Origin of the sequence: Massilia sp. CFBP 13721 (assembly GCF_014842025.1) — a bacterium.
GTDB lineage: Bacteria > Pseudomonadota > Gammaproteobacteria > Burkholderiales > Burkholderiaceae_D > Telluria.
Window position 1 is genome coordinate 1 of sequence record NZ_JACYUY010000051.1, and the last position, 7711, is coordinate 7711.

A 7711-nucleotide genomic window follows, 5' to 3' on the forward strand; every position below is an offset into this window, starting at 1 on the left:
GCCAGCGTTCAATCTGAGCCAGGATCAAACTCTTCAGTTTAATCTCTGTTTGTCGAAACCAGATTGCTCCAGTTTCGAACCCCTCCCATTGGTCGGGGTTCGCTCACTCAAGATACTGACCGTCGCTCATTGCTGAGCAACGTTAATACTTTTGTGAACATTTGATAATTTAAGTAATCAGTGACCGAAGTCACTGGCACCTTCATCAAACGCCCACACTTATCGACTGTTAATTTTTAAAGAACTTTATTCAGTACTGCCTTGCTGCAATCTGCGAATCGTTTTGTTCGTCAGCAGCAGAGAGATGAGATTATGCAGTGTTTCGCGATCTTCGTCAACTCCTTTTTTGCTACACCCCGTTGCGTCTTCCGGTTTGCACCAGCGCCGCGTCGGGGAGCAGGACTATAGCAAAGTGCCGTCCCTGCCGCAAGCCCGATGTGTGAACTCGACGACGGCAGCCGGCACGCCGGCGGTCATCCCTGCCCGCCGGCGCCTTGGCCCTTTCAACCTCAGCGACGCCGTTCAACCTGGCCTGACCTTCAGCACGTCCGGCCCGGACTCGAGTACCTCGATCACTCGCGCGTCGCCCAGGCGAAAACGATTCATCCCGAGCGGAGTGATGCCCGCGCTGGCCCGCACTTGCCGGTCGTCCGGACCCGGCATGCCGCTGACGACCTTCCCCGCATCGCTGAAGTCGAGCGTGGCGCGGCCCTGGCGGCTGGGCGGAAACGGAAAGGTGTCGGAGGGGCGATAGACTTGCACGCCCCCTTCGTCCTCTTCGTAGGAGTGGGCCCAGGTTCCGCTGAGCCCGCCTGTCTGCGTGCGCGCCATCATGCGATCGCTCCTGGCGCCTGCGTTGCACCGTTCTGCAGCGTCAGCGGCATGTCGATGGCGTCCTCTTCGCCCGCCTCTTCCGGCCTGAAGGCGGAAACGGTGCCGCCCATGTACTCGTAGCCGGTGACCGACGGACCCCATGCGGAGCCGTTCCACCATTTATGGTAGAGCGCGCTGTCGGTGCCGGTGACGAACACGTCGAGCCGGTTCGGTCCCCAGGCGACGACACGCGGCTGCGAGGTGCAAACGCCGCCCATTTTTTCGTAGCCGGTGATCGACGGGCCCCAGGCGGAACCGTTCCACCATTTATGGTAGAGCGCGCTGTCGGTGCCGATGACGAAGATGTCGAGGCGGTTCGGCCCCCAGGCGACCACTTCGGGCTGGTCGACGCAAACGCCGCCGAGGCGCTCGAAGCCATCCTTCGACGGTCCCCAGGCCGAGCCGTTCCACCACTTGTGGTAGAGCGCGCCATCGGTGCCGGTCACGAACACATCCAGCCGGTTCGGTCCCCAGGCGACCACTTTCGGCGCCGAGGTGCAAACGCCGCCGAGCTTTTCGTAGCCGGTCACCGACGGTCCCCATGCGCTGCCGTTCCACCACTTGTGGTACAGCGCACGGTCGGTGCCGATCACGAAGATATCGAGGCGGTCCGGTCCCCAGGAGACAATCTCAGGCTGGCCGAGGCAGACGCCGCCCAGGCTTTCGTAGCTCGTCAGCGACGGTGCCCACGACTGCCCGTTCCACCACTTGTGGAACAGCGCCCGGTTGGTGCCGAGGACGAACACGTCCAGCCGGTTCGGCCCCCAGCTGACGATGCGCGGATCGTCGACGCACACGCCGCCCATGAATTCATAGCCGGTGACGGACGGCCCCCAGGCGGAACCGTTCCACCATTTATGGTAGAGCGCGCTGTCGGTGCCGGTCACGAAGACGTCGAGCGGGTTCGCGCCCCAGGACACGACCTGCGGGACGCTGGTGCAAACGCCGCCCATGTTCTCGTAGCCGGTGACCGACGGGCCCCAGGCACTGCCGTTCCACCACTTGTGGTACAGCGCGCGGTTGGTGCCGAGCACGAAGGCGTCGAGCCGGTTCGGCCCCCAGGCGACCACCGGCGACGAGCTCGGCCGGATGGCGCCGGCGCTGAGGCCGATCGCGCTACGCACCCCGTCGAGGCAAGCCTGCATGCGCGCGACCTGGCCGGCGGAAAACATGACCATTGCCCGATCGTCGACATAATCCATGTAGTTCATGAACATGTCGCCGTTCGGTCCATTGCTGCAGGAGACGTGCGGAAAGCTCGGCGCACCAACATTGCTACCGCCCTGGTTCGGCGTGTCGGAAACATTGTCGGTGCCGCTGCAACCGGTGCCGTCGTCGCCCCAGATGTGATTCAGGTTGAGCCAGTGCCCGATCTCGTGCGTGGCCGTGCGCCCCAGGTTGAAGGGCGCGGCTGCGGTGCCGGTCGTGCCGAATGCCGAGTGGCGGATGACGACGCCATCGGTCGCGTCCGGACCACCGGGAAATTGTGCGTAGCCAAGCAGGCCGCCGCTGAGCGGGCAGACCCAGATGTTCAGGTAGTGCGCGGCGGGCCAGGCATTCAGGCCGCCGCCTGCCGTCGATTTCACGGCGTCGTTGTCGTTGAACCCGGTCACCGAGGTCTGGCGCCGCTCGATCCCGGACGTCGGTGCGCCGGCCGGATCGGACGTCGCCAGGAAGAATTCGATGCGCGCATCGGTGGCCAGCGGCAGGAAGGGCGCCGGCGTCGTGCCGACGTCGGGATTGGTGCGGCGGAAATCGCGGTTCAGTACCTCGATCTGGCTGGCGATCTGGGCATCGGACACATTTTGCGCCGCAGTGTTCCAGACCACGTGCACCACCACCGGGATCCGGGTAATGCCGGTACGCTGGGTGCGCGCTTCGCCGCGCTCGTAGCGCGCGGCCTCGATTTCGATCTCGTCGCGCCGGCGCGCATATTCCAGACTGGTCGACAGCAGGCGCCGATGCACGTCCATCGTGCCGCATGTGCGTACCTGCGGGGTGCCTTCGCCATCGCCCCCTCCTCCACCGCCGCCGCCGCCAAAACCGTCGTTGCCGCCGGAGCCGCCACCGCGCTCGAGGCCGATGCTGCCATTTCCCATGCTCCCCGGCGGCATGTCGTGTTCGCGGCCGCGCTTCGTCTCCATGGCAGCGCCGGGCATGCCGCCGGCCGCTGCCGGTTCGCGTCTGGTAATGCCTGGCATGCCGCGCTCCTCGGGCGCCAGGCTGAGGTTGCCGTCGCCGCCCGGCATCATGTTGCCGATCGCCCCATCCGAGCCGGAGGTGTCCGAGGCCGTACCGCCGTCGCCATTACCGTCGCCGTCCGGCATCGATGTTGCGCCTTTCGATGTTTTCGCTTTCATGTTGTGCCCCTAGTCGCCTGCAAGTGCCTAAGCGCCCTGTGTCGAGCGCACCTTTTCCAATCGTTATCAAATTGGAATCGTGGTCTTACGTCTTAAGACAATCGGCAGGAGCGAAGTTCCGGGCGCGGATGGATAAACTGGTGAACGGACGCGGCAGGCGCCGTTGCCTTCCTTTTGACAAGCGCGTCCTGTGTGCGTGAGCTAACAGATAAGGTCGACACGGCCGGGATAATTGGGCTTCCTGCATTCCCATGCGAAAGACGACGATGTCGAACGAAATCCCCTCGGACGAGCCCGGCGCCCGTCCCCATGACGATGCGCTCGCGCTGACGCGGCGCGGCTTCCTGCAAGGCGCGGTGGCCGCCGCCGCCGTTGTCCATTTGCCCCAGGCGGGCGCCGGCGGCGCGCCTGATGCCGCAAGGGGAGCCGGGGCCGTCCCGGCGGTTCCTGCCCGGCCGGTCAAGCTCGACATCAACGGCAAGATGCAGACGCTGATGCTCGAACCGCGCGTGTCGCTGCTCGACGCGTTGCGCGAATATGTCGGCATGAGCGGCACCAAGAAAGGCTGCGACCGCGGCCAGTGCGGCGCTTGCACGGTGCTGGTCAACGGGCGCCGGGTCAACGCCTGCCTGACGCTGGCGGTGATGCACGAAGGCGACCGCATCACCACCATCGAGGGCATCGCCCAGGGCGGGCAGCTGGCGCCGATCCAGGCCGCCTTCCTCGAGCACGACGCCTTCCAGTGCGGCTACTGCACCCCTGGCCAGATCTGTTCGGCCGTAGCCTGCATCGACGAGATGCGCGCGGGTACCGCCAGCGCCGCCAGCCCCGATGTACGCGCCAAGGTCGTGATGTTCGGCGACGACGAGATCCGCGAACGCATGAGCGGCAACCTGTGCCGCTGCGGCGCCTACAACAACATCGTGGCCGCGGTGCGCGCCACCGCCAAGGTCTAGGAGAACGCCATGCAAGCGATCGATTACGAACGCGCCGCCGACCCGGCGCACGCACTGCGCCTCGGGCAGGATGCGCAGGCCCGCTTCATCGGCGGCGGCACCAACCTGCTCGACCTCATGAAGGGCGGCGTCGAACGGCCGCTGCGGCTGGTGGACATTACCCGCATCGGCCTGGCCGACATTGCCGAGACGGCGAACGGTGGCCTGCGCATCGGCGCGCTGGCGCGCAACAGCGATACCGCCAACCATCCGCTGGTGCGCAGCCGCTATCCGCTGCTGGCGCAGGCCCTGCTAGCCGGCGCCTCGCCGCAGCTGCGCAACATGGCGACCGTGGGCGGCAACCTGATGCAGCGTCCGCGCTGCCCGTATTTCGTCGACACCGCCTTTGAGATGTGCAACAAGCGGCTGCCCGGCAGCGGCTGTGCCGCGCGCGGCGGCTACAACCGCATGCATGCCATCCTCGGCGCGAGCGAAGCCTGCATCGCCGTCAATCCATCCGACATGAGCGTGGCCCTGGCCGCGCTCGACGCGATCGTGCAGGTATCCAGCCCGCGCGGCAACCGCAGCATTTCGATCGGCGACTTCCACCGCTTGCCCGGCGCCCAGCCGCAGGCGGAAACCACCCTGATGGCGGGGGAACTGATCACCGCGGTCGACCTGCCGCCACCAAGCTTCGTGCGCAACACCCATTACCTGAAGGTGCGCGACCGCGCCAGCTATGCGTTCGCGCTGGTCTCGGTAGCGGCCGCGCTCGAACTCGAAGCCGGCATCGTCCGCCAGGCGCGCATCGCCCTCGGCGGCGTGGCCCACAAACCCTGGCGCGTGCAGGCCGCCGAAGCGCTGCTGGTCGGCCACCGGATCGAAGAAGCGCGCTCGCGCGAGGCGGCCGCGCTGCTGCTGCGCGGCGCGCACGCCTTTGATGACAACCGATTCAAGATCGACATGGCGCAGCGCGCCACCGTGAGCGCGCTGCGGCGCGCGGGAGAAATCGCATGAGCGTCGTCGGACAAGGCATCGACCGCGTCGATGGCCGCCTGAAAGTCACCGGCGCCGCCACCTATTCAGCCGAACACAAGCTGCAGGGGCTGGCGCACGCCGTCATGGTGCTGTCGACCATTCCCAAGGGCCGCGTCGAGGCGATCGACATCACGGCGGCGAACGCCATGCCGGGCGTGCTCGCCGTCATGACGCACGCGAATGCACCGCGCCTGGCACTGCCCCAGGGTTCGGAAAAGAAAAAGGAAGGCGGCGAGCAATCGAAGCCCGACCAGAAGAAGCAGCCGCCCAATCCCAAGCTGTCGCTGCTGCAGGACGACGTGGTCTGGTACAACGCGCAGCCGGTGGCGGTGGTCATCGCCGACACCTTCGAGCATGCGCGCGACGCTGCCCAGCGCTTGCAGGTGCGCTACCGGCGCGAGCGCGCCCAGCTCGATTTCGCCCAGGCGAAAAAGAGCCTGCGCCGGCCGGAACCGCAGCCCGAACGCCCTTCCGACACCGGCCGCGGCAACCTGGCGCGCTCGATGGAGCGCGCCGCCAGCCGCATCGACGTCACCTACACGACGCCGATGGAAAACCACAATCCGATCGAGCCGCATGCGACCATCGCGCACTGGCAGGGCGACAACCTGATCTTGTACGATTCGACGCAAAACGTCACGGGTGTGCAGCGCACGGCGGCATCGACCTTCGGCATCGCCCCGCAGCAGGTGCGCGTGATCTGCCCGTTCGTCGGCGGCGGCTTCGGCTGCAAGGGCTCGGTCTGGTCGCACGTGGTGCTGGCGGCGATGGCGGCGAAGCTGGCGGGTCGTCCGGTCAAGCTGGTGCTCGACCGGCCCCAGATGTACGGGCCGGTGGGCGCGCGTCCGCTCACCGAGCAGCGCCTGGCGCTCGGCGCCTCGCGTGCCGGCAAGCTGGCGGCGGTGCGCCACGATACGATTTCGAGCACGGCCTTCCTCGACGATTTCGCCGAACCGTGCACCGCCATGACGCGCAAGATGTATGCGTCCGACAGCCTGCAGACCTCGCAACGGCTGGCCACGCTCAACGTCGGTGTGCCGACCTACATGCGCGCGCCGGGCGAATCGAGCGGCAGTTTCGCGCTCGAGTCGGCCATGGACGAACTGGCCTACAAGCTGAACATGGACCCGGTACAGCTGCGCCTGGCGAATTACGCCGACAAGGACCCGGAAAAAGACTTGCCCTGGTCGAGCAAGTCACTGCGCGAGTGCTACCGCATCGCGGCCGAACGCTTCGGCTGGGACAAGCGCAATCCGCAGCCGCGTTCGATGAAAAGCGGCCGCACGCTGGTCGGCTGGGGCATGGCGACGGCGACCTATCCCGCCAACCGCAAGGACGCCAGGGCGACGGCGACGCTGCTGCCCGACGGCAGCGCGGTGGTACGCAGCGGCTCGCACGACCTGGGCACCGGCACCTATACGGTAATGTCCCAGATTGCCGCCGACGCGCTCGGCATGCCGGTGGCGAACATCCGCTTCCAGCTGGGCGACACCGCGCTGCCGGAGGCGCCGGTATCGGGCGGTTCGCAGACGGTGGCCAGCGTCGGCCCCGCCGTACACCAGGCGGCGCGCGCCCTGCGCGACAAGTTAATTGGTATGGCGCTTGCCGATGGCGCCTCGCCGCTGCACGGCCTGCGTGCCGACGAGGTCGATGCCGCGGACGGCTGGCTGGTTGCGCGCTCGGCGCCGGCGCGGCGCGAACGGATGCAGGCACTGCTCGCGCGCGCCGGCGGCCAGCCGGTCAGTGCCGATGCCCACGCCGAACCCGGAGAGGAAAAAAAACGCTATGCGATGCATGCCTTCGGCGCGGTCTTCGTCGAAGTCCACATCGATCCGGACGTCGGCACGATCCGGATACCGCGCATCGTCGGCGCCTATGGCGTCGGCCGCGTCATGAACCGCAAGACCGCCCACAGCCAGCTGATGGGCGGGATTGTCTGGGGCATGGGAATGGGCTTGATGGAAAAGACGGAGATGGACTGGCGTTTCGGGCGCGCGGTGAATGCCAACCTGGCCGATTACCATGTGCCGGTGAATGCCGACATCGGCGCGATCGACATCGTGATGGTCGACGAGGAGGACAAGCAGATCAACGAATTGGGCGCCAAGGGTGTCGGCGAGATCGGCATTACCGGCGTCGCGGCGGCGATCGCGAATGCCGTGTATCACGCCACCGGAAAACGGATTCGCGATTTGCCGATCACGCCCGACAAGGTGCTGGTGTAAAGCACGAGACGAAAAAAAACCCGCTCATTTATGAGCGGGTTTTTCTTTTATAACTAGCCTGACGATAACCTACTTTCACACTGGTTGCAGCACTATCATCGGCGCAAAGTCGTTTCACGGTCCTGTTCGGGATGGGAAGGGGTGGGACCGACTTGCTATGGTCATCAGGCATGACTTGTACGAGGCGTTGTCTCAATCGACAACCGCCCAGAATCTGGAGGAAGTAAAGTTCAGGTAGTGGTCTGTCACAACAAACAGCAGTGTATTCTTATTGCTATAA

General features: G+C 65.9%; 5 protein-coding genes and 1 rRNA gene. 3 read left to right on the forward strand and 3 right to left on the reverse strand.

Going from position 1 to position 7711, the window contains the following annotated elements:
* Positions 1–522: 522 nt before the first annotated feature.
* Positions 523–834, reverse strand: a complete 312-nt coding sequence (locus IFT60_RS26020; RefSeq protein WP_192057006.1) for a hypothetical protein — start codon at positions 832–834, stop codon at positions 523–525.
* Positions 831–3233: a DUF8189 domain-containing protein gene (locus IFT60_RS26025; RefSeq protein WP_197986478.1), complete on the reverse strand. Its 2403-nt coding sequence runs from the start codon at positions 3231–3233 to the stop codon at positions 831–833. The genes IFT60_RS26020 and IFT60_RS26025 overlap by 4 nt, the downstream gene beginning before the upstream one ends.
* Positions 3234–3499: 266 nt before the next feature.
* On the opposite strand from IFT60_RS26025, the gene IFT60_RS26030 reads away from it, so the two are divergent.
* The 3 genes from IFT60_RS26030 to IFT60_RS26040 are packed head-to-tail and all read left to right on the forward strand — an operon-like array spanning position 3500 to position 7431.
* Entirely contained in the window at positions 3500–4189 is a 690-nt protein-coding gene (locus tag IFT60_RS26030) for a 2Fe-2S iron-sulfur cluster-binding protein (protein WP_229511228.1), read from the forward strand.
* A 9-nt stretch (positions 4190–4198) separates the two neighbouring features.
* Positions 4199–5185, forward strand: a complete 987-nt coding sequence (locus tag IFT60_RS26035) for an FAD binding domain-containing protein (protein ID WP_192057003.1) — start codon at positions 4199–4201, stop codon at positions 5183–5185.
* A complete protein-coding gene (locus tag IFT60_RS26040; protein ID WP_192057004.1) occupies positions 5182–7431 on the forward strand; it encodes a xanthine dehydrogenase family protein molybdopterin-binding subunit in 2250 nt (749 codons plus the stop codon). Before IFT60_RS26035 ends, IFT60_RS26040 begins: the two co-directional genes overlap by 4 nt.
* A gap of 56 nt (positions 7432–7487) precedes the next feature.
* Here IFT60_RS26040 and rrf read toward each other — a convergent pair.
* Positions 7488–7600, reverse strand: a 5S ribosomal RNA gene (gene rrf / locus IFT60_RS26045).
* Positions 7601–7711 lie beyond the last annotated feature (111 nt).